Source organism: Halovibrio sp. HP20-59 (assembly GCF_033052795.2).
Lineage (GTDB): Bacteria > Pseudomonadota > Gammaproteobacteria > Pseudomonadales > Halomonadaceae > Vreelandella.
The window spans coordinates 59,594-80,620 of sequence record NZ_JAWJUW020000004.1; the positions used below are offsets into that span (position 1 = coordinate 59,594).

The window sequence follows — 21,027 nt, forward strand, 5'->3', positions numbered from 1 at the left end:
CAGTCATGATGAAGATTAGCCGACGAACATAAAAAGCCGGTCGGCAAAGGTGGAAGGCTATAGTAACGCAAGGAGAGGGCGATGAACGAGATGCAGCCAATAAGACGATGGGCGATGGGCGCTGTTCTGTGTCTAATGCTTAGCCAAGGTGCTTTAGCTGCTGACAGTGTGCAAGCAGATTCGGCGCCGCTAGAACAGGATTTAGCGCAGCAAGTAAAGGCCGTTGAAGCACACAGCCTACCCATTGCCGAGTTTTATCAGCTGCGCAGTGGCAAGCCAGCCTGGCAGGCTGAGGAGGCGGTTGAATCTCTGGTAGCCGCGTTGAACAATTTGCAAGCCGATGGCCTAGCACCCGACGAGTATCACGCCGACACGCTACTTGATGAATTTCAGCGTAGCCTGAGAGCAGGGGCCGCGGCGCAAGCGGCGTTTGATATCCAAGCCACTCAGTCGCTGCTGCTGGCGCTGGATCACCTGGAACGCGGTAAGGTAAACCCCCGCGATGTCGAGCCCGAGTGGGAAACGCCCCGCCCCGAACGTCGCTATTCGCTGCTACGCGTGGTGCATGCGGTTGAGGATCGTGAGCTAAATAACGCCTTCGCTCTGGTACGCCCTGGCTCAAAAGCGTATCAGCAGTTGCGCGAGGCCTTGAAACTTCACTACCAGCTGGCAAACCTCGGCAGTGCGCCATATTTAACGTCGCGGGAGGCGGCGCTGCGTCCAGGCGACAAGGCAGACGAGGTGGTCGTGCTGCGCCAGCGTTTATCGCTGTGGGGTGAGGCGGATTTAATGGTGGCTGATAGCAGCGCTTATCCGCTCATTGGAGTGGAGGTCGCGTCTAGCCGGCGTACTTTTGATGCGCCGCTTGAAAGCGCCGTTAAACGCTTTCAGCGCCGCCATTTGCTGCAAGAAGACGGCGTGGTGGGCGAACAAACTCGCTTGGCGCTGAACACCTCGGTGGAGGCGCGTATTGACCAACTGCGAGTCAATTTAGAACGTGCGCGCTGGATTAGTCCGATGCAGGCTGCCGAGCCTCGGGTGTGGGTCGATATTGCCGGGTACCGGATGCACTATGTGCGCCCTAATGGCCAGCATTGGGATGCCCGGGTGGTGGTGGGATCTTCGCGTCGCGAAACGCCGATTATTCATTCCACCATTAGTCATCTAACTATTAACCCATCCTGGACCATCCCGCCCACGATCATGCGCGAGGACGTGCTGCCCAAGGTGCGTGCCGATAGCGGCTATTTAGCGCGTAAGAACATTCAGGTAATCAGTTCATCGGGTGAGCAGCTTGTCGCTGAAGAGGTCGACTGGCAGCGCCCAGGCAGTCTCATGCTGCGCCAAGTAGCGGGTCCGAGCAATCCGCTGGGTCGGGTGGTTGTTCGGTTTCCCAATGACGACATGATCTATTTGCACGATACCCCGGCACGGGGGCTATTTAATCGCCACCAGCGCGCGCTCAGCTCGGGCTGCGTCCGTGTTGAAGGGGTGGCGGAGCTCGCGCAAATGCTTCTGGAGGACGCCGGTAGCCATTACCAAATGAGCAGCCTGTTGAAAAGGGGGAGCGACCAAAATGTACGTTTGCCCCAGCGTATTCCCATTGCCTTGCACTATTTAACCGCATGGCCAAATGCCCAAGGCGAGGTGGAGTTTAGGCCTGACGTTTACCGCCGCGATGCGAGGCTGCTGGCAGCGTTATAGTGTTATAACGCTGCGGCTAAGTTGCAACTAACTGCTCGCGCGCGATTCAATTGACGATCTAGGCGATTTGCAAAACGGGCGCGTCATCTCTTACACATCTCTTAAACGCACAACACCGCCATCGGGCGGTGTTGTGTTAGAACGTTTGTTAGGAAGCGCTAGTCGTCGCCTTCTTGCTCATAGTTAGCCACGCTTACCGGCCCAGTTTCGCCGCTTTCCAATGTGGCCAGAACCGGTCTCGCTTGGTTGCGGAAGGCAACCAACGTATCGCCGCTCAAGCTGGTGTTTTCGGGGAGTTCAACGTTCATCGCGTTGACGGGAGCGTTGTTGACGATGACTTCATAGTGCAGGTGTGGGCCTGTGCTACGGCCGGTATTGCCCGACAGCGCGATACGCTCACCCATGGTCACGCGATCACCTTGGCTAACCAATGGGCGGGAAAGGTGCAGGTAGCGTGTCCGGTAGCCGTTGTCGTGGCGCACAACGATATATCGTCCCGCAGCGGGGTGATTAGTAACACGCTCAACACGGCCATTGGCAGGCGCCAGCACCGGCGTTCCAATCGGCATGGCAAAGTCGGTGCCGTTATGCGGGCTGATTCGGCCAGTAACCGGGTGTCTGCGCTTTGGGTTAAAGCCCGAGCTTAACCGGTAGCTGCCATCAAACGGACGACGCGCGAACGCAGGGTCAAGGCTGCTACCTTCCGGCGTATAGAAGTTGTCGTCGGTAGCATTGCGTACCACGGTTAAATCCATACGCTCACCGTCGTATTTAACCGCCAATACGCGGGAGTCTAGGGTCTCCCCGTCAATCATGTCCGACTCAACCAAAACCTGGAAGCGGTCGCCGCGACGACTGTCACGCCGGAAATCGAGCTTCTTTTCGAGTAGCTTGGTGAGTTCCGTCACTGAGCCACTGTTTAAACCGGTCGCCTGGGCGGAGCGCGCAAAACTACCGCTAACGCTACCCGCATAGAGGCGCTGAACAGGCTCACCCTGTCGCTCGATGGTGGTGATGGCAAAGTGATCAGCGTCTCGCTCCAATAATACGCCGTCGCGGGTATTTTTCATCATGCGGAGCGACAGCAAACGACCTTGTTCATCCAATTGATAATCAAAACTGTGACCGGCACGCCAGTTCGTTAGCATGCGCTGATCCGGCAAATCCTCAAGCAGGGCCATCACTTCGCTGTAGCCAAGCCCTAATTGATGTTGAGCCAGTACGGCAAAGGTTTCGCCAGATTCAACAATATGGGTTTCCCATTCGGGCACAAACGGCTCTTCCGCCGCTAATTCTAGATCCAGGAACGAGACATCGCCGAATAGATCGGTGCCGTAATCTTCGTATGAAGTCGCATCGGCTATTTCAACCGAAGCGGTGTCGTCGACGTCCAGCATGCCGCTGGTGAGCGTCCCCACTATGATCGCCATGTGCAGCGCACCGCTATCAAACTCGGTGATGCCGAGCGTTGGGGCATTAGGCGTGGCGGGGTTGAGTTTGGCGGTATCAAACACGGCCATACTGTCTGTTAAATCATCAGACCGGGCTGTTAGATCATGCTGGGTTGCCATGTCGGCATCGGCACTGTCGATCACATCGACATCCAGATTGACGATTTCAGTGGCGGTTAATTCACTTAGAGGGATGTTTTCGCGGGTAGCATCAAGGGCGCGAGAGGCACGATTGATGGCGTCTGCCACTGGCGTTCGCTCTTGGTTGAGAGATGGAACACCCGGTGCAGAATCACTAGGAAGCGGTACAAGCACGCTTTCAAGCGGTGTGTTAGGTTGATTTAAATCATGATATGTCGTCAATAGCTTTTGTGTGCCCAGCACTGTGACCATAGTAGCCACGGGTAACAGTAATAATTTGTGCGTACGGGGCAGCGAATGAAGGATTCGCAACATGGGTAAATGGACCGCCGGATTCGTGATTAAAAATGACAATAAAGTGTATTAACCCGGAAACCATACCCGATGATGGGGGGAGTGCCTAGACTGTATATCTATACATAAAACGAATTTAAATAGCTATGATGCCATAATTTACTCAGACTAAACTTTAGTGAACAGTGTTTGTTAACAATGGTAAATAATAAAGCGTGCTAATTAAATAACCTGAGTTAAGCATATACGAAAACTATCTTTTTGAGTAAGTTTATATAGCAAGTGTCGAGATTTTTCATCCTTTGATGTTTTTTTCCTCCTTGCGTTTGTAAGGGTGCCGACTATTTGCCGCATCAATCACTTATCCATGACAGCTATTAACCACTATTAAATAAACATGGGGCAGCATTAAGCTTCTTTTCCTGGCATTCTAGCCATATTTTCGAATATTAAGCGCGTTGTTTCGCTGTTTTGCGTCGAGGAAATCGAAATGTCCCGGGTAACTCTTTCACAATGGCAAATGTTGGCCGCCGTGGTTGACCATGGTGGCTTTGCACGCGCGGCGGAGGTCGTTCACAAAAGCCCCTCAACCTTGAATCACGCCGTCCATAAGCTAGAAGAGCAACTAGGGGTTCAGGTGCTGGAGCCCGTTGGGCGGCAGGTTCGCTTGACTGAAGCGGGTGAGCTGCTGCTTCGCCGTGCGCGCCAACTGATTGAGAGCGCCGCCTCGCTTGAAGATGTGGCCACTCGATTAGCTGCCGGTCTAGAGGCCGAAGTCGTGGTGGCCATCGATCAGGTGTTTCCTGCCGCCGCGCAAGCCAAAGCGTTAGAGCGCTTCTCTGAAACGTATCCCCAGGTGCGCGTTCAGTTACACGAAAGTGTGCTCAATGGCGGCATTGAGATGCTCTACGATGGCCGTGCAGACTTGGTGGTTTCCGGTATTGAGGCACAGGGCTTTTTAGGCGAACCGCTGGTCACCGTTCGTTTTGTAGCGGTGGCCCATCCCCGGCACGCGCTGCATCAGCTAGGCCGCTCTTTAGATCTACGCGATTTAGCTCAGTATCGACAGCTGGTGGTGCGCGATTCCGCATTGCGGGAATCAACCAACGCGGGCTGGTTGAAAGCCGAACAGCGTTGGACGGTCAGTCATCTCAACACCTCGCTTGATATGCTAAGGCGGGGCTTGGGCTTTGCCTGGATGCCCGAAACACGAATTTTGGATGAGCTGAAAAGTGGCCAATTAAAGCCGCTGCCACTCCCAGCGGGCGGTATTCGCGAAGTGCCGATTCAGATGATTTTTCGCGATCGAGACCGGGCAGGGCCTGCAGCTCACGCGATGGCTGCTGCACTGAAACAAGCCGTGGTAAGCGAATGCTTGTTGAATGATTCGACTGACTCGAATGAAAGTCCGTAAAACATCCGCTTGAGCATCCTCAAAGCGGGCGTATGCTGAAAACAGTGATCAAAACTCTGACAACCTTTTCAGGAGACGCTCCATGGGACTGCTCGTTGATGGTAAATGGCAAGACCAGTGGTATGACACCAAAAAGCACGGCGGTGAGTTTGTCCGTGAGTCTGCTCAGCTGCGCGACTGGGTGGGCGATCAGCCCGAGACCGACGGCACCTGTTATCCGGCCGAAAAAAACCGCTACCACCTGTATGTGTCGCTTGCTTGCCCATGGGCGCATCGCACTTTAATCATGCGCAAGTTGAAGGGGCTGGAGCCACTGATTGGCACCTCCCATGTTAGCCCGCTGATGCTTGACCAGGGCTGGACCTATCGCCAGGATGAAGGCGCCAGCGGCGATCCGGTTAACGGCGTCGACTTTCATCACCAGCTGTATACGATGACCGACCCGCACTACACCGGTCGTGTCACTGTCCCCGTTCTATGGGACAAACAGCGCAATGCTATTGTTAATAATGAGTCGGCAGATTTGCTGCGTATTTTTAACCAAGCGTTTGACGAGCTCACCGGTAATGATTTGGATTTTTACCCAGAAGCGCTACGTAGCGTCATCGATTCAGTCAACGCCGATGTGTACGACCATATTAACAACGGGGTCTACAAGTCCGGCTTTGCCACCGATCAGGGTGTGTATGAGAAACACGTAAAAGCCTTATTTGACGCCCTGGAGCGCATGGAGACACGCTTGGCTGAGCAGCGCTATCTGGCAGGGGAGTGGCTCACTGAGGCTGATATTCGTCTCTTTACCACGCTGATCCGGTTTGACGCGGTTTACTACGGCCATTTCAAATGCAACGTCAAGCGCATTGAGGATTACCCCAACCTTTCCAACTACGTTAGAGAAATCTACCAGTGGCCTGGAGTGGCTGAGACCGTCAATATGGATCATATCAAACGCCACTATTATTATAGTCACGATACGATAAACCCAACGCGTATTGTTCCCGCAGGCCCGTTGCTTGATTTTAAGCGGCCTCATGACCGGGAGCGCTTACCGGGTAAAGGCGTGCAGCGTAAATAATCTGCCCAGCTTGAAGTGGTTTCCAACTAAAAGGGCCGCCCATTTGGGCGGCCCTTTTACTGTCGTTGCGTTACTGTATGACGGAGCAAGCGTTAACTGTCGTTATCGGTGTCGATTGCTTCGCGAGTGCGCTGCCAAGCACTTTCAGCGCCTTCCTGGGTTGTTTGCCAGGCTTCACGGGCGTTGGCTTTAGTCTGTTCCCACCAATCGTTGTCATAGGCGGGGAAAGCTTCGACTTCTTCTTGGCTGGCTTGGACCATTATGCGGTGTTCGGTGTCACCATCGTCTTCAGTTTCTGTTTCAAGCGTGAAGTAGTCAGTGTCTACGACGATTTCACGACCGCCTAAACCAAGCACTGAACCGCTTTCAACGACCAGCGCGCTGATGCGCATCTCTTCATCAAAAAGGATGTCATCAACCTCGCCAATTTCTTCCCCAGAGCCACCGGCAAAATAGACGTCTGCATCGAGAATATCATCGGCTGAGTACATGCCCTGGGGCTCGTCTTGGGCATGGGCGCCCATCGCAAGGCTGCCTAGTAAGATCGTTCCAATAGCGGTCGTCAAGTGTGTTTTACGCATAGCATCTCTCCATGTGGCTACGATAAATAATTGGCTATTACTTACTGCTTGTCAGCCCAGTCATCGGCCTGACGCTCAGCTTCTTCGCGCTCAAGACCGTATTTCTGCTGCAGTTTACCAACGAGCTGGTCTTTCTTGCCGCCGATCTGGTCGAGCTCATCATCGGTAAGTTCGCCCCAGCTAGCGCGGGCTTTGCCTTTTACTTCTGTCCATTTGCCTTCAATCTGATCCCAGTTCATTGCATCGCTCCTTGAGAATAGTGAACTTGATTGAACAACTTTCAGGTTAGACCATATGTGTATGAGTGCAAGCCCTTGGTTCACTATGGTGCAGTTTAAAAAACTAGTCATAAGCAGAATGGGGTGGTAGGATGCGCATTCCTCGCATGTGTTGACCCCTCCATCACGACGATAAGCGTTTGCTTACGTAGTTGCTTTATACGTAATAGCGCTTGCTGGAACATCTCGCCAATTGCTAGATGTTCATTGCTGTGAAGATGGCGCGCCTCCAGTATTTCACCGCACGGGTGAAATCGGCGCAGAAGGTCGCCACAGCGGTTGGCCCGCACAACGCGGTGTTGCTCCAACCGGATGCTAGGTGCGACCGGCGTCTCCGACTCCATTGATGGCTATGACCGCTAAGGCGGTGCCTGTTGTTGATAACGACCCTATTTTTGTCGTTGCGCAATGACAGAGTCAGAGACGCTTATGATGTTTTTTGCCGGTACTTGCCGGCCTACCAAGGTGTGATTAATGACCTCGACTTCTGTCGCCTCGCCGAGCTTCGGCGATCTGGCTCTATTGCCTGCCGTTTTGTCTGCTGTTGAATCGCAGGGCTACCTAGTCCCTTCGCCGATTCAGGCGCAAACCATTCCCGCGCTGCTTGAAGGCCGCGATATGCTGGGCCAGGCCCAGACGGGTACCGGTAAAACCGCTGCTTTTGCGTTACCCCTGTTATCGCGTCTGGAACTCCAGCGTCGCGAACCCCAAGTATTAGTGATGGCGCCGACTCGCGAACTTGCTCAGCAAGTGGCTGCCTCGTTTAGTAAGTATGGCCAAAACCTCAAAGGTCTCGAAGTGGCGACCCTGTGTGGTGGCCAAGAGTACCGTGAACAGTTGGGCGCCCTTAAGCGCGGCGCACATGTCGTTGTCGGCACGCCAGGCCGTATTATTGACCACCTGGATCGCGGTAGTCTTAAGCTTGACGGTCTGTCCGCCCTGGTGCTGGACGAAGCCGACGAAATGCTGCGCATGGGCTTTATCGACGACGTAAAACGCGTGGTTGCCGATACCCCTAAAGATGCTCAGCGCGTGTTCTTCTCGGCCACATTGCCGGCTGAAATCGAACGTATTGTTAACCGTTATTTGGTTGACCCGGTGAAGGTGGCGATTGAGAAGGGTACCACAACCGGCGAAAACATCGAACAACGCATTGTACGTATTGATGGCGGCGCTAAGCTGGAAGCCCTTTCGCGTATTCTCGAAGTCGAGCCGGTCGATGGTGCCATTGTGTTCGTACGTACGCGTGCGGCCTGCACCACGCTGGTCGAGCAACTGACCGCCCGTGGTGTCAACGCCGCAGGCCTGTCGGGCGATCTCGATCAAAGCCTGCGTGAGCGTACCATTACGCGTTTGAAACGTGGCAAAGTTGATGTATTGATCGCCACCGACGTGGCCGCTCGTGGTCTTGATGTGTCGCGCATCACCCACGTTATCAACTACGATCTGCCCCAGGATGCGGAAGCTTACACGCACCGTATTGGCCGTACCGGTCGTGCCGGTCGTAGCGGTATCGCTATTACCTTTGCTGGCTTCCGTGAAGGTCGCAAAGTGGGCTGGATGGAGCAGGCGACCGGTCAGAAAATGATCGAAATGCCATTGCCTGACGAAGCCGCAATTCGTGCCCACCGCGATGATGTCTTCCATCACCGCGTTATTGCCTCGTTGACCAAAGGCGCCGAAGAGCAGCGTGCGTTGATTGAGCGTCTGATTGAAGAAGGTCATGACCCCATCGAGCTGACCTGCGCCTTTGCCGCCATGGCGCGTGCTGATGAGGCGCCAATTGGGCGCCTGCAAGCACCGCGCAAAGAGAAGCCTTCGCGTGATAGCGCACCTGCCGGTAAGCCGGGTGCTCGTCGTGAACGTACTAGCGGCCCGACCGAAGGCATGACGCGCTACCGCGTGTCGGTTGGCCATAAAGATGGCGTTAAGCCGGGTCAGCTAGTCGGTGCTCTTGCTAATGAAGGCGGCATTGAAGGCGCGCGTATCGGCCGTATCGATATTCGCAACGCTTTCTCTGTGGTGGAACTGCCGAGTGGCTTGCCCTCGACGATTCTTGACAAGATGTCGCGCGCACGGGTCTCTGGTCGTCCGTTAGAAATCAGCGAAGACAGCGCACCGGCTGAGCGTGCCCCGCGTCGTCGTCGTGATGAAGGCGATGCGCCGGTTCGTCGTCGTGAACGCGCCTAAGTCTTTATAAGCGCAACGATTAATCAGCTGCCGATAAGCGGCGACTGAGGACATCTCAACGCCCCCGCCCCTTAACTGGTGCGGGGGCGTTTTTTTGCTACTTTATTGGCCACCACCGAGTCGATCATTGTCAGGGAGAAGGATATGCCTGCAGCGTTACATGAATGGAATCTTTCAGCTCAAGAGGCGCGGGCGCTGCAAACACAATTGGCGAAGCAACTGGTGCATACCGACCGTATTGATCCGGTCGGGTATATCGCTGGAGTGGATATTGGGTTTGAAGAGAATGGCGAAATTACTCGTGCTGCGGTGGTGGTATTGAAATGGGATACTGCGACCGCGCCGAATTTAAGCGTTGTAGAGCAGAGGGTGCACCGCGAGCCTACCCGTATGCCGTATATTCCCGGTTTGCTTTCGTTTCGTGAAATTCCGGCGGCGTTGGGTGCCTTTGAAAAACTTAGCGTGAGGCCCGATTTAGTCATGGTTGATGGCCAGGGTATTGCCCATCCACGCCGATTAGGCGTGGCCGCTCACTTGGGCCTATGGTTGGATCTACCCACCATTGGAATCGCCAAGTCTCGTCTATACGGCAAGCACGCTGAGGTAGGCGAACAGCGCGGCGACTGGGTGCCGCTTTACGCTGGTAACGAAACGATCGGCGCTGTTTTACGTTCACGCTCCAACGTTAAACCGGTGTTTGTGTCGCCTGGGCATCGCATCACCCTTGAGACCTCGCTTGCTTGGGTAAGGCGCTGCCTAGGTGGTACCAAATTGCCAGAGCCGACGCGGTTGGCTGATCGCTTAGCCTCGCGGCGTGATCAGCGTAAGTAGCTGGCGATTACCAATAGCAAGGGTTAAGGCTTAGGGCTATACAAACGCCAAAAAGCGCTGTAGCAGGCTGGAGGCTTCTGGGGAGTCGCTAATCTCTGCCAGTAGCGTATCGGGATCCTCGCCCTGGTTGCGCAATGCGGCACGCTGGCGCTCAATGTAGGCACGCATAACAGGCGCGGTGAACTCGGGGTGAAACTGCACGCTCCACTGGCGCGGGCCGTAGCGCAGCGCTTGATGAGCGTCGTGGCTATTGTGAGCCAAAATGGTGCTGCCCTGAGGCGCCTGCATGACCGATTGCGCATGGGTCAAGTGGGCGGTAAAGCTTTCGGGCAGTTGGCTAAACAGCGGGTCTTGCTGGCCCGCTTGAGTCAACCGTACGCTGCGGGTACCTGACTCGCGGCCCGCCGGATGGTAGTCGCTTACCCCGCCCAAGGCAGCTGCCATTAACTGATGGCCATAGCAAACGCCTAGCATGGGTATGTCGTTTGCCAGTGCCGCCTGGAGCCACGGCTTAAGCGCTTCGCTCCAGGGTTCAGCATCGCTTACCATGCTGTGCGAGCCGGTGATTACAATGCCCGCCAGCGCGTCGATAGCGGGCGGGCTAGGCTGTCGCTGGGCATCCCAGGTTTGCAGCGTTATTTGCGCGGGTAGTGCGCTGTTTAGCTGCTTTTCAAATAGCGTTTCAAAATCACCGTGTTGGTCGACAACTTCTGGAAAAGCGTCACCAGTTTTTACAATTAATACAACGGCCATATCACTCCCTCAGTGAGACGAAACGCAAACATTGCATAAAGGCCTTTCGATAAGCACACAATGACGTGAAGATAGCCTACCATGGCGCCTTAAATGGTAGGAATGCCTCAATTGATAACGTCATAAGGAGACGATAATGCAACAGATTACCCGCGCAGGCGAACCAATGGATGTGGCTGGCGCGCTGCCTGCAAAAGGGCAGGTAGCCCCGGCGATGACGCTGACCAATACTGATATGCAGGATGTCACCTTAGAGACCTATGCTGGCAAGCGTAAGGTGCTCAATATCATTCCCAGCGTGGATACGCCGACTTGCGCGATGTCCACCCGCCACTTTAACGAGTTGGCCTCTAACCTTTCCGACACAGTGGTGCTGGTCGTCTCTGCGGATTTACCTTTTGCGGCTAAGCGCTTTTGTGGTGCTGAAGGATTGGACAACGTCGAAACGCTGTCTACCTTCCGTTATCCTGAGTTCCGCGAAGCCTGGGGCGTTGCGCTGTGTAATAATCCTATGGAAGGGTTGTGTGCCCGTGCGGTGGTGGTCCTGGATGCTGATAACTGCGTGCTGCATAGCGAATTGGTGAGCGAGTTGAAAAACGAGCCTGATTACCAGGCCGCCTTGGCGGTATTGAAATAGTTATGTCATGTGGCGCCGCTATGGTTTAGTGGTTTCCGCAAGACGGTTAGCATGCCGGTTTGACGCCTTCACCAGTGCACGAATTAAGCGCTGCTGGGGGCGATTAAAAATCAGCCACTCTGGGTGCCACTGCACGCCGATCAAGAAATCGTGATCGCGAGACTCAATGCCCTGCACCAGGCCATCTCTATCACGGGCGACGATCTCGATACCCTTGCCCGCTAGGTGTACGGCTTGATGGTGCAGGCTGTTGACGCGGCACCAAGTGACGCCAAGCAAGCGGTGCAGTTTACTTGCCCCGACAATATCGACCGTTTTACGCGGTAGCACCGTCCGGCGTCGTTTTAAGCCTTCGTGGGTAGTGTAGATATCGGGATCAAGGGTGCCGCCAAGGTGCACATTAATTAATTGCGCGCCCCGACAAATGCCCAGAACCGGCGTATGCAGCGGAATAAAGCGTTCAAGCAGAGCCAGCTCCAGCTCATCCCGCGCCGGGTCGAGGCGCACGTCTAGCTGCACTTCGCTATCGTATAGGTGGGCTTGAATATCGTCGCCGCCGCCGATGATCAAACCATCAAGGCTTTCCGGTAGCGGGCGTGAAGGCGATAAACGTAGCGGTTTACCGCCATGCCGCCAGACGGCGAACCAGTCAAACCACCACGCTAGGTGGCTTTTTTGGTCAGAGGTAGTGATTCCGATAAGCGGCCGTGACATGCGGATGGTTACTCACTCTTTTAGAAATAACGGAATTGAAAGCCTTCGTCTGTATCGTCGCCTCAGGGTTTACGCCGTATCCGGCGGCCCAGTTTCGCAATGGAGCAGGTTAGTTTCTCTTTCAAGCGGACCAGCATGGGGCGGTTATGATCGGCAATATACTCAGCGCAACGGGCAAGCAACGCTTCAGAGTTGGCCGCCAGTTTTTCAACTTCCACCCAACGGTTCCATTCGGTCACCGATCCCCAGCCGGGCTGGGAAAGCTGGGCATTAGGTAGCCGGTAATGAAAGGTCGGGCGCGGCTGGGTGAGCTGGGTATGCAGCAACTCATGGTCGTGATTGGGGCGCAAGTAGGCAAATAGCGGCAGCATATCCAGTTCGCGGTTACGCGTTGGGTTGTAGCGCAGGTAATCGTTGATCAGTGTGTCGAGGTCAGGCGCGTAGCGGCTATTCAGCACTTTCAGGGCATACTCTTTGGGAAAGGGGTTAGCGTGGGGCAACACCTCGCGGGTAATATCGACGTTAATGTCCTCGCGAAGCCAGCCAGCCAGCAGCAAATAGGCGCGTAGCATGGCAAGTAGGTAGTCGACGTCAAAACGTTCGACTTCCGGGTTAAGGTGCAGCCCAAACCCATACAGAAGGCTGGCATCTGTGCCCTTGGCGCCATGTTCGCGCAGGGCTTCAAACAGTGCGTCTAAATCGTCGAGCTCATCCCAGGGAACCGGCGGACAAACGATCTCAGTAGGCACCAGGCCGGTGACCATATCACCGATTAATTCGCGGGTTTTTTGATGAAACTCGACCCGCCGCTGATGCTGATGGCGCGCCCACTCGCTGTCTTCAATATGCGGGTCTTCGAGCAGTGTTTTGTCGGGGTGCGCGTATTGCGTGTCGAGTTCGATACCAAATTCACCCCAGCGGGTACCTTCGACAAGTAGCCGATGGGGGCTTACCACGTTAAGCTCTCCGCCAAACAGCTCGCACACAATGAGCGCCGTGTCGCGGGGAGGCAGGCCAGCAAATTCAATTTCGACGCCGACATGACGGGTATCCCCGTGACTATTTAAGCGCTGAGGTGGAGCTTGTAGCGTCATCTCGTCATCCTTGAGGTGAACGTTTAGGTCCCAAGCCTATCACATTCAAACGGCTAGGCTGAGCGTATTGCTAAGGTTTGTACACCTTAGGTAGGTCAAAAGGGGTAGGTCGTTCATCAAGTGGCCAACGGTTCTAGACCACCATCTAGGCTAATTTTCAGGAGTAAGGCGTGCGACAGCACTGGTTAATCAATGCGGCAACAGGCGTGGTCTTGTTTGTATTAGTACTGGCATGCATGCCCATAACGCAGGCTCAAGCGCAAAGCATTTCGCTACCCAGCCTGGGTAGCGGCGCTGAAGAAGAAAAAGCGCAAGTCAGTGGGGAAGAGTTCCAGAGCTCGCTGAACGATGTAATCGGCATGCTAGAAAACGAAGAGCAACGCACCCAGCTGCTCGAATCGCTGCGTGAGTTACAGGCCGCGGCAGACGCTGCCAACCAGGAAGAGGGCGTTGTGCACCAAGGCTTGCTGGGCGCACTTGCCGATACATTAAGCGACATTGGTGACCAAGCCAAATCCGGTAACTCACCCGCCGATGAGTGGTCGCGCCAGCTGGTACGAGGCGTTGAAGATTTACGCGCATTGAATGACGATGCCGACCAGGGCGAGGCCATTCGGGCGGTTGCCGAAGGTGCCGTACTGGCTGTCATTTGGACGGGGCTGTTGGTGGCAATGATTGGCTTTGGGCGCATGCTGGCAAATCGGCGCGAGTGGCCGCTGGATTTACCCCGGGACCCCAGAGGCTGGCTGCTCGCTGTGCACTTTTTCCGGCGCATGCTGCCCTGGGCGCTGTCTTTCGCCATCACGCTAGGGATCGGTCAAGTACTCCCCGATAGCCCAGGGCGGACGCTGGTGTTGGTGGTCGCCTATATCTGCTTATGTGGCCGAGCGCTTTCGGTGGTGTTTGAGACGGTCATCGCGTTTTTTAGCCGTGGCCACCGCTTTACCGCAGTGCAACTGCTTCAACAGCGTGCTCTGCGCGGGCTGTTTGTCATTGGGGCGCTGATTGCGTTGGGCGATGCGGTTAACTCATCGCGCCTGGTAGAAATGCTAGGCAGCGAGTTGTCGAGCTTGGTGTCTGTGCTTTCCAACATGCTAGCGGCGATTTTAGCGGCCCGCTTTATTCTCAAATTTAAACGTCCGGTACGCCATCTGATTTGCAACCGGCCGTTCAAGCAGCGCCGCGATGCTAGTGCCGCCGTTGAGATGATTCGTTCGCTGGGCGGCCTGTGGCATATACCGGCATTGCTGCTGGTCAGTGGCTCGCTGCTAGCGATCTTTATCACCGTCGGCGATGTGGGCACCGCGCTAGCGCGTTCGATTATTTCTGCCAGCCTGCTGGTGCTCACATTGGTGGTGACCGGGTTATTGCGCCGCCAAGCGGAGCAGCTGGGCAATCGTCGCCACCGTCATCGCTACAGTCAATACCGTAAACGTCTGGAACGTTTTGGCTTTGTGTTGGCGCATATTTGCTCTTGGATGGTGTTCGCCGAGCTTTCAATGCAAGTTTGGGGCAGTTCGTTCTTTGGCCTGGGCCAGCAAGCCATGGCAAGTGCGCGGATCGGTCAAGCGTTGATCAGCCTGGGTGCTACCGTGTTGTTGGCGTGGCTGGTGTGGATTTTTGCCGATACCGCCATTCAGCGGGCACTAACGTCTTCCGCGCGCTCGCGTGGGCGGCGGGTTAATCAGGCGCGGGCGCAAACCATCACGCCGATGATTCGTAACGTCATCTTCGTGACCATTTTGATTATCGCGGTCATTTCTGGGTTGGCGAACTTAGGCGTCAATGTAACGCCGCTGCTTGCCGGTGCCGGTGTGATCGGTCTGGCGATCGGTTTTGGTGCGCAGACTTTGGTGCAGGATTTAATCACCGGCATTTTTATTTTGATTGAGGATTCGCTAGCGGTCGATGATTTCGTGCAGATCAATAACCATATGGGCACGGTTGAAGGGCTAACCCTGCGCACGGTACGGCTTCGCGACTTGGACGGCATCGTGCATATCATCACCTTTAGCCGCATTGAGTCGATTCACAACATGTCGCGCCAGTTTGGTATCGCGCTGATGCGTATCCGCATTCCCTACGATATGAAAATCGACGATGCGATTACGCTGATGCAGGAGACCGCCCAAGAGCTGCGTAAAGACCCGATGATGCGCCACTATATTTGGTCACCGCTGGAAATGCAGGGCGTGCAGGGCTTTGAGGACGGCTGCCCCATATTGCGGATGCGCTTTCGCACAGCGCCCGAAATGCAGTGGGATATATCCCGCGCGTTCAATCTGCTGCTCAAGCAGCGCATGGAAGCGCAAGAAATTGACCTGGGTGTGCCGCGTCTGAGTGTCAGTATGGAAGCACGTTCTGGCGAACGCATGGAAGATGCCGCGGGCTCTTCTTTTTCATTAGAAAAGGACTCGCAAGAGAAAGACTCTCAAGAGAAGAACTCGCAAGAAAAGCGCGCTCCAGAGAGCGCGCAGCGCGATGCTGACGCTGAGCAAACAACCGATCCCAACGCAGAAAATCATAAACGGCCCACCCCACCCAAGCCCGCGCCGCGCCCGACCCCGTCAGAAACACGTCGCGATGAGCAGGTGCGCAAACACGATGAGACGCCTAATCGAGCTGGGTCACATCGGCAAAAGCCCCAGGCACAGGGTAAGCCCGATGGCGAGGCCTATGCCAACCCCGGCCAAGAGCATGGTGATGAGTAGCCACGGCGCGCGCAAGCGTCGCCAGCGGTTGTACAGTGAAACCGCGTGACTCACGCGGTCAACCAGCTCATCGTGGCGCGAGATCGCATGGTCGGGGGGCAGCGAAAAGTCGTTGGCTACATCGCCTTGCCAGTGGGAGCCATGGCTAAGCCCCAAACGTGCTCGCAGTCGGCCGATGTCGCTCACGGTGTCGTGCAGCGTATCGTAAACGTCGCGCCGCTCGGCAACTGCGAATACCGACTCGGCATCCTGGCGTAGCGCGCTGTGCTGGCAATTAGCCACGGCCCGCTTAATTTCTTGGTCGTTGGCCTCGGGGGAAACCGCGAGGCGCTGGTACAAATCACGCATAGGGTTAACTGTTTCTCGTGGGGCCTTCGCTTCTTGTGAGCATAATGCGAAACAACTAGGGTTACATGACCTAAGTACGTTTGCATCAGTACGTTTGCATCAGTACGTTTGTATCAATACGTTTGCATTAAATAATCATAGGCGTTTTTAATGCGTTGAAAACGTGCCGAGGCCAAGGCAACTTGGTGTTCGCTTTCCGAGTAAAAACGGTCGGGGTGGTGTAGCTGTGCCATGCGCCGATAGGCGTGACGAACTTCAATACGGGTAGCGCCTGGGGTAAGCCCCAGCACCGAGAGTGCCCGAGTCGTGCGATCCGGCGGTGGTGAGGCGCGCTGCTGGCGGCTGTTATGCTCTTTCTGGCCATGCTCTTGCTGACGAGAATCTTGTTGGCGTGAGCGCTGCTTTTCACGTTCGGCCTGTTCACGTTGCTGCTTCTCTTGGTGCTGTTTTTGCCGTTGTTGGTCTTGCTGGCGCGCGTGTTCCCGCTGGCGCTGCTGTTCGCGTTCGCGTTCTTGCTTGGCTTGTTCCTGACGCTGCTGTTTGGCCTGCTGCTTTTCTTGCTGTTTTTGTTGTTTATATTGCTGACGCTCGTTCTTCTGGCGCTGCCGTTGTTCTGCCTGAGCCTGGGCTTGCTGGCGCTGTTGCTCAGCCGCCTCTGCCTCGCGGGTTTTACGCGTGTGGTAGTCTGGGTCATGAATTTGCCAGTAGGCATCGCGGCTGGGGTCGTCAGGAGAGCCTAACGGCGTGCCCGTTAGTTCATAAAAGAGCGTGTTTAACGTAGCCGGTGAAATATTTAACAAATCGGCCAGAAATCGCAAGATATAGTGGTTGGCCAACGACAGTGCACCGTCATCGGTGGCGACTGTAATCGCTTGATGAATAACGCTCAGGTTACGCTCTTTGGCACACTCTTTACGCAGTACTTCGGCGGCTAATTGAATCGCTTGCAGGTCCTGGCTATGCGCAATACTCATCACCGGACCCAATTCGTGGCCATGGCGAAACTGCGCAGTGACTTGGGCTAGGCGACGCCGTCTCTGACCCTCTGAAACGTGTTGGCGGTGCACCAGCACCCAGCCCAACAGCAGCAATGTTGCCGTATCCACTTGGCTACGACTTTTTAATAGCAGCAGCTCAAAGGGTGAAAAACGGGCAATGGACATTTCCTAGCTCCGCAGATGAAGAGGTAAACGGTGTACATGGTTAGTGTTGTTAGCAAAGGCTATGCGCAGAAAAATGGATGCAGCACCATGCTCTTTTCAGCCATGGTATATCATCACGTTAGTTAAGGGAGTAGGAGATTGGTGAGTTGATCAACGTTGAGCGTAAAAACAGTTTTCAACTACGCCTTAGCCGGCGACTCAAGGAAGAGACATCGCATACCCTCGACGTCTATTTCTTTGTGCCTGGTGAGCTGGGTTTAAGTACCCAACTTATTTCTGAAGAAGCCTTTTATCATGCGGCCATTAACGTCTCGCGCACCTACTACAGCAACGAATACCATTTACCGTTAGTGCACAGTCGGCTAGCCAGCCGCAATCGGCTGGGTAGCGACTCGTATCGGCTGAGTTTGAGCCTATACGCCTACCAATACGTGGAGGCAATGGAGCGCACCACCCGCGACATGCTGGCGCGTGCCAACAAATTGCGCCACGCGCGTAAAGAAGAGCGGGAAGAAGACCCTGAAGCGCAACAAAATACGCTCGCTTTACGCGACCAGCTGCATGAAATGAGCGACCTGAGTGACGGTATTTTGAAGCGGCTACGGCGTCATCAGCCTGACGATCAAAGCTTGTATAAATACTTCGCCAATATTGATAACTATCTTTCCTGGTTTACCGAGCAGCAATTGCTGGCGCTCGTCGCCCACATGCCCCGCGGCGGTGAATTTACCGATATCCGCCACCGCTTTGTTGAAGTATGCCGGCGTGAGGAGGAGCACCGCCGTGCACAGGAGTACAACGCTGAACGCGTGATGGCCGACCCCACGCGGATGTCGAACAAAATGCGTTTGCTGCGTCGGCTGATCGAGCACCCGATTACCTTGAAACAGCAGGAACTCGAGTTGGGCAGTGGGGAACAGAAAGCGGTTAAAGCGCTAGCCACGGCAGTCGTAATGGCCTTTGTATCCTTGAGCATGCTGCATTTGCGCACCGTATTAGGCGATATTACCGCACTGCTCGTATTAGCGATGGCGTTGCTTTACGCCATGCGCGAAGTGTTTAAAGACGATTTGCGCAATACCCTTTGGCGTTGGTTGCGCAAAGGGCGCCCCAAGTGGCGTCGCGAGTACCTTGATCCCACGCGTAATGCCAAGGTGGGCCATCAATTGGAGTGGTTCGATTACAAGCGTTTTGCAACACTGGATAATGACATTCAACAGTTACGTCGTCGCAAAGTGACTCAGCGCGAAGAGGTGGTGATGCATTATCGCTCAAGCTCCCGCATGTCGCCCACACGATTTTTAAGCGGCTATGAACATACCCGGGAAACGCTGAACCTGGATATTTCCATGCTCACCCGCCTGATGAGCAAGGGAAAGCACTACATCTACCGCTTGAAAGATGGTCAAGCGGTGCGTGAAAGCGTTGAACGCCGCCACCTGTTCAATCTAGTGATTCGTGAAACGGGCAGCGAAGATGCCTCCTACCTTGCCCGCTGGAAAGTGGTGGTCAGCCGTTCAGGTATTGTTGACGTCGAGAAAATCAAAGAGCGCAGCATAGAGGAAAATGGGTCATAAGTTGCCCCAGGTCAACGCCGTTGCAATGCGTCCTTGGCATGGCATAGGCAAATTGCCAGGAGCGCACTAGGCTAACAGAAGTAGCAGTGCAAACGGCATCTGCGAGTTAGTCGTAAGGAGGTTCCATGCAAGCTATCGATATTATGACACCCAAAGTGGTGAGCGTCGGCACTGATACGGAAGTTCGTGAAATCGCGCAACGGCTGCTTGAAAATCGTATTAGCGCGGTTCCGGTTGTCGATAATGACAATAAGGTCGTTGGGATTGTTAGTGAAGGCGATTTAATGCGCCGGGTGAAAGACGACAAGGAACACAGCCACTCTTGGTGGTTGACACTGTTTGCTGGCGGCAAAGACCCAGAAAAGTATGTTAAGACCCACGGGCGAAAAGCCCATGAAGTGATGACGGCGAACCCGCTGTGCGTGGCGGAAAACACGCCGCTACACACCATTGCGCGGATGCTGGAAAAACATCATATCAAGCGGGTGCCCGTGTTGCGTGAAGGCGAATTGGTGGGCATCGTCAGCCGCGCGAATTTATTGCAGGGGATTGCTAATGCCGCGGTAGCGCCGACCCAATCCCCCACGGATGACCGTAAAATTCGAGAGGCTATTTTAAACGAGGTTGACCAGAATACCGGTGTGCGGACCGAAAATCTCAGCCTGATAGTGGATGGCGGCAGCGTGGAAATATGGGGGCTGGTCGAGTCAGTTGAACAAAAACAGGCGGTGACAGTGGCGGCGGAAAACGTGCCCGGCGTTACCCGCGTGGAAAATCACCTGGGTATGATGCCGCCCGGCGTGGGCTATATGTAGGTTAACCTTCCATAGAACAAACAAGCCCGCTATTGAGTAGCGAGCTTGTTTATTGACGGCACTGGGTTGTCAGCAGGTTAGCCTGATTTAACGCGGCGGCAGTTGCTCAGGCCCAAAGCCGTCGGGCAGCAGTGTTTCCATGGTGTAGGTTTTCATGAGTTCACCGCTGCCGGAAAGCACCTTGATCTGCGTCTCTGGGGTGGCGAACTCGCGAATCCGCTGACGGCAGTCGCCGCAGGGCGTGCACAGGTGATCAGCTGGGCCCATGACGTAGACGGTCGCTAGCTGGCGTTGGCCTGCGGTTACCATCGCGGAAATGGCTGAGGCTTCGGCGCACAGGCCTTTGTAGTGCGCTACTTCGACGTTAGTACCTACAAACGCCTGTCCATCCGGCGTTACCATCACCGATGCCACCGGATGCGCGGAGTAGGGCACATAGGCGTTAGCCCGCGCGCTGAATAACTTCTGAACGATCTCTTCTGATACCTTATCCATCATTCTTCCTCTCTGGCCACATCAACGCATCAAGCGCGAGATGCGTCGTCGCGTAGCACGGTGTCTAAAGCAATCAGCATCATATCGTCGAAAGTGGATTGACGGTCGGCGCTGGAGAGCGAGTCGCCTTTCAGGATGTGATCCGACACGGTGCAGATGGTCATGGCGCGGGCGCCAAACTCGGCGGCGACGCCGTAAAGGCCAGCGGCTTCCATCTCGACGCCGACGATGCCGTAGCGCTTAAGCATTTCAGCCATTTCAGTTTGCGGGTTGTAGAACAAGTCCGCTGAGAAGATGTTGCCCACTTTGACCGGCACGCCCTTGGCCTTGGCGGCGGCGACCGCGTGCTGGGTCAGTTCAAAATCCGCAATCGCAGCGAAGTCGTGGTCGTTAAAGCGCATGCGATTGACTTTTGAGTCGGTGCTGGCGCCCATGCCGATGACCACATCGCGGACGTTGACATCGTCGCGCACCGCGCCGCAGGAGCCCACGCGAATCAGCGATTTAACGCCGTAGTCGGTGATTAGCTCTTTGGCGTAGATGGAGACCGACGGAATGCCCATGCCGTGGCCCATCACGGAAATCTCGCGGCCTTTGTAGGTGCCGGTATAGCCGAACATATTGCGTACGTCGTTGACCTGGCGAACGTTCTCCAGGTAGGTGTCAGCGATATATTTGGCACGCAGTGGGTCGCCGGGCATCAGAACAGTATCGGCGAAATCACCGGGAGCAGCGTTAATATGTGGGGTTGCCATCAAAGA

The 21,027-nt window shown here is 55.0% G+C and carries 19 protein-coding genes; 9 read left to right on the plus strand and 10 right to left on the minus strand.

Annotation, left to right across the window (positions count from 1 at the left end; all coding sequences use genetic code 11):
- Window positions 1-81: 81 nt before the first annotated feature.
- A complete protein-coding gene (locus RZA33_RS05915; protein WP_317506932.1) occupies window positions 82-1,704 on the plus strand; it encodes a L,D-transpeptidase family protein in 1,623 nt (540 codons plus the stop codon).
- 158 nt (window positions 1,705-1,862) lie between these two features.
- Here RZA33_RS05915 and RZA33_RS05920 read toward each other — a convergent pair whose 3' ends face one another.
- Window positions 1,863-3,611: a peptidoglycan DD-metalloendopeptidase family protein gene (locus RZA33_RS05920; protein WP_317506933.1), complete on the minus strand. Its 1,749-nt coding sequence runs from the start codon at window positions 3,609-3,611 to the stop codon at window positions 1,863-1,865.
- Window positions 3,612-4,080: 469 nt separating this feature from the next.
- Between RZA33_RS05920 and RZA33_RS05925 the strand changes: the two genes are divergently transcribed.
- Window positions 4,081-5,004 (plus strand): LysR family transcriptional regulator, encoded by a 924-nt coding sequence (locus RZA33_RS05925; RefSeq protein WP_317506934.1) that lies wholly within the window; start codon window positions 4,081-4,083, stop codon window positions 5,002-5,004.
- Between the two features lie 82 nt (window positions 5,005-5,086).
- On the plus strand, window positions 5,087-6,079 hold the full coding sequence (locus RZA33_RS05930; protein WP_317506935.1) for a glutathione S-transferase family protein: 993 nt from the start codon (window positions 5,087-5,089) through the stop codon (window positions 6,077-6,079).
- A 92-nt stretch (window positions 6,080-6,171) separates the two neighbouring features.
- Here RZA33_RS05930 and RZA33_RS05935 read toward each other — a convergent pair whose 3' ends face one another.
- Complete coding sequence (locus RZA33_RS05935; protein WP_317506936.1) at window positions 6,172-6,660, minus strand: PRC-barrel domain-containing protein; 489 nt, start codon at window positions 6,658-6,660, stop codon at window positions 6,172-6,174.
- 41 nt (window positions 6,661-6,701) lie between these two features.
- Window positions 6,702-6,899 carry a CsbD family protein gene (locus tag RZA33_RS05940; RefSeq protein WP_317506937.1) on the minus strand — a complete coding sequence of 66 codons (198 nt, stop codon included), beginning with the start codon at window positions 6,897-6,899 and terminating at the stop codon, window positions 6,702-6,704.
- A 513-nt stretch (window positions 6,900-7,412) separates the two neighbouring features.
- Here RZA33_RS05940 and RZA33_RS05945 point away from each other — a divergent pair.
- Together RZA33_RS05945 and nfi are read left to right on the plus strand one after the other, a co-directional pair.
- On the plus strand, window positions 7,413-9,128 hold the full coding sequence (locus RZA33_RS05945; protein WP_317506938.1) for a DEAD/DEAH box helicase: 1,716 nt from the start codon (window positions 7,413-7,415) through the stop codon (window positions 9,126-9,128).
- A gap of 144 nt (window positions 9,129-9,272) precedes the next feature.
- On the plus strand, window positions 9,273-9,959 hold the full coding sequence (gene nfi, locus RZA33_RS05950) for a deoxyribonuclease V (protein WP_317506939.1): 687 nt from the start codon (window positions 9,273-9,275) through the stop codon (window positions 9,957-9,959).
- A 36-nt stretch (window positions 9,960-9,995) separates the two neighbouring features.
- Here the strand turns inward: nfi and RZA33_RS05955 are convergent, their stop codons facing one another.
- Window positions 9,996-10,712, minus strand: a complete 717-nt coding sequence (locus tag RZA33_RS05955; RefSeq protein ID WP_317506940.1) for a glutamine amidotransferase — start codon at window positions 10,710-10,712, stop codon at window positions 9,996-9,998.
- A gap of 136 nt (window positions 10,713-10,848) precedes the next feature.
- Between RZA33_RS05955 and tpx the strand changes: the two genes are divergently transcribed.
- Window positions 10,849-11,349: a thiol peroxidase gene (tpx, locus tag RZA33_RS05960; RefSeq protein WP_317506941.1), complete on the plus strand. Its 501-nt coding sequence runs from the start codon at window positions 10,849-10,851 to the stop codon at window positions 11,347-11,349.
- An 18-nt stretch (window positions 11,350-11,367) separates the two neighbouring features.
- Here tpx and RZA33_RS05965 read toward each other — a convergent pair whose 3' ends face one another.
- The gene (locus RZA33_RS05965) at window positions 11,368-12,063 is read right to left on the minus strand and encodes a gamma-glutamyl-gamma-aminobutyrate hydrolase family protein (RefSeq protein WP_317506942.1); all 696 of its coding nucleotides are present in this window, start codon (window positions 12,061-12,063) and stop codon (window positions 11,368-11,370) included.
- Window positions 12,064-12,125: 62 nt separating this feature from the next.
- Window positions 12,126-13,157: an amidoligase family protein gene (locus RZA33_RS05970; protein ID WP_317506943.1), complete on the minus strand. Its 1,032-nt coding sequence runs from the start codon at window positions 13,155-13,157 to the stop codon at window positions 12,126-12,128.
- Window positions 13,158-13,327: 170 nt separating this feature from the next.
- Here RZA33_RS05970 and RZA33_RS05975 point away from each other — a divergent pair, with 170 nt between their 5' ends.
- Complete coding sequence (locus tag RZA33_RS05975; RefSeq protein WP_317506944.1) at window positions 13,328-15,868, plus strand: mechanosensitive ion channel family protein; 2,541 nt, start codon at window positions 13,328-13,330, stop codon at window positions 15,866-15,868.
- Here RZA33_RS05975 and RZA33_RS05980 read toward each other — a convergent pair.
- Both RZA33_RS05980 and RZA33_RS05985 read right to left on the minus strand, forming a co-directional pair.
- Complete coding sequence (locus tag RZA33_RS05980; protein WP_317506945.1) at window positions 15,785-16,216, minus strand: hypothetical protein; 432 nt, start codon at window positions 16,214-16,216, stop codon at window positions 15,785-15,787. The genes RZA33_RS05975 and RZA33_RS05980 overlap by 84 nt on opposite strands.
- 113 nt (window positions 16,217-16,329) lie before the next feature.
- Window positions 16,330-17,379, minus strand: coding sequence for a J domain-containing protein (locus RZA33_RS05985; protein WP_317506946.1), 1,050 nt, complete (start codon window positions 17,377-17,379; stop codon window positions 16,330-16,332).
- Window positions 17,380-17,525: 146 nt separating this feature from the next.
- Between RZA33_RS05985 and RZA33_RS05990 the strand changes: the two genes are divergently transcribed.
- On the plus strand, window positions 17,526-18,956 hold the full coding sequence (locus RZA33_RS05990; protein WP_317506947.1) for a hypothetical protein: 1,431 nt from the start codon (window positions 17,526-17,528) through the stop codon (window positions 18,954-18,956).
- 125 nt (window positions 18,957-19,081) lie between these two features.
- On the plus strand, window positions 19,082-19,771 hold the full coding sequence (locus RZA33_RS05995; RefSeq protein WP_317506948.1) for a CBS domain-containing protein: 690 nt from the start codon (window positions 19,082-19,084) through the stop codon (window positions 19,769-19,771).
- A gap of 87 nt (window positions 19,772-19,858) precedes the next feature.
- Here RZA33_RS05995 and cdd read toward each other — a convergent pair whose 3' ends face one another.
- Window positions 19,859-20,266, minus strand: a complete 408-nt coding sequence (gene cdd / locus RZA33_RS06000) for a cytidine deaminase (protein ID WP_317506949.1) — start codon at window positions 20,264-20,266, stop codon at window positions 19,859-19,861.
- 29 nt (window positions 20,267-20,295) lie between these two features.
- On the minus strand, window positions 20,296-21,021 hold the full coding sequence (gene deoD, locus RZA33_RS06005) for a purine-nucleoside phosphorylase (protein ID WP_317506950.1): 726 nt from the start codon (window positions 21,019-21,021) through the stop codon (window positions 20,296-20,298).
- Window positions 21,022-21,027 lie beyond the last annotated feature (6 nt).

Bases quoted from the DNA above. Each gene is read 5' to 3' on its own strand.
- RZA33_RS05915 (WP_317506932.1), top strand. From the start codon at position 82: ATGAACGAGATGCAGCCAATAAGACGATGGGCGATGGGCGCTGTTCTG.
- RZA33_RS05920 (WP_317506933.1), bottom strand. From the start codon at position 3,611: ATGTTGCGAATCCTTCATTCGCTGCCCCGTACGCACAAATTATTACTG.
- RZA33_RS05925 (WP_317506934.1), top strand. From the start codon at position 4,081: ATGTCCCGGGTAACTCTTTCACAATGGCAAATGTTGGCCGCCGTGGTT.
- RZA33_RS05930 (WP_317506935.1), top strand. From the start codon at position 5,087: ATGGGACTGCTCGTTGATGGTAAATGGCAAGACCAGTGGTATGACACC.
- RZA33_RS05935 (WP_317506936.1), bottom strand. From the start codon at position 6,660: ATGCGTAAAACACACTTGACGACCGCTATTGGAACGATCTTACTAGGC.
- RZA33_RS05940 (WP_317506937.1), bottom strand. From the start codon at position 6,899: ATGAACTGGGATCAGATTGAAGGCAAATGGACAGAAGTAAAAGGCAAA.
- RZA33_RS05945 (WP_317506938.1), top strand. From the start codon at position 7,413: ATGACCTCGACTTCTGTCGCCTCGCCGAGCTTCGGCGATCTGGCTCTA.
- nfi (WP_317506939.1), top strand. From the start codon at position 9,273: ATGCCTGCAGCGTTACATGAATGGAATCTTTCAGCTCAAGAGGCGCGG.
- RZA33_RS05955 (WP_317506940.1), bottom strand. From the start codon at position 10,712: ATGGCCGTTGTATTAATTGTAAAAACTGGTGACGCTTTTCCAGAAGTT.
- tpx (WP_317506941.1), top strand. From the start codon at position 10,849: ATGCAACAGATTACCCGCGCAGGCGAACCAATGGATGTGGCTGGCGCG.
- RZA33_RS05965 (WP_317506942.1), bottom strand. From the start codon at position 12,063: ATGTCACGGCCGCTTATCGGAATCACTACCTCTGACCAAAAAAGCCAC.
- RZA33_RS05970 (WP_317506943.1), bottom strand. From the start codon at position 13,157: ATGACGCTACAAGCTCCACCTCAGCGCTTAAATAGTCACGGGGATACC.
- RZA33_RS05980 (WP_317506945.1), bottom strand. From the start codon at position 16,216: ATGCGTGATTTGTACCAGCGCCTCGCGGTTTCCCCCGAGGCCAACGAC.
- RZA33_RS05985 (WP_317506946.1), bottom strand. From the start codon at position 17,379: ATGTCCATTGCCCGTTTTTCACCCTTTGAGCTGCTGCTATTAAAAAGT.
- RZA33_RS05995 (WP_317506948.1), top strand. From the start codon at position 19,082: ATGCAAGCTATCGATATTATGACACCCAAAGTGGTGAGCGTCGGCACT.
- cdd (WP_317506949.1), bottom strand. From the start codon at position 20,266: ATGGATAAGGTATCAGAAGAGATCGTTCAGAAGTTATTCAGCGCGCGG.
- deoD (WP_317506950.1), bottom strand. From the start codon at position 21,021: ATGGCAACCCCACATATTAACGCTGCTCCCGGTGATTTCGCCGATACT.